This window comes from Duganella fentianensis (assembly GCF_009857835.1).
GTDB lineage: Bacteria > Pseudomonadota > Gammaproteobacteria > Burkholderiales > Burkholderiaceae_D > Rugamonas > Rugamonas fentianensis.
In genome coordinates, this window is record NZ_WWCL01000029.1 from 1 (window position 1) to 271 (window position 271).

Here is a 271-nt window from a genome sequence, read left to right on the forward strand (position 1 = left end):
CAGTCTTACAAAACCGCCTGCGCACGCTTTACGCCCAGTAATTCCGATTAACGCTTGCACCCTACGTATTACCGCGGCTGCTGGCACGTAGTTAGCCGGTGCTTATTCTTCAGGTACCGTCATTAGCTCTGGATATTAGCCAAAACCGTTTCTTCCCTGACAAAAGAGCTTTACAACCCGAAGGCCTTCTTCACTCACGCGGCATTGCTGGATCAGGGTTGCCCCCATTGTCCAAAATTCCCCACTGCTGCCTCCCGTAGGAGTCTGGACC

At 52.8% G+C, this 271-nt stretch carries 1 rRNA gene; it reads right to left on the reverse strand.

Annotation, left to right across the window (positions count from 1 at the left end):
* Positions 1-271, reverse strand: a 16S ribosomal RNA gene (locus GTP23_RS22450); the annotation flags it as partial.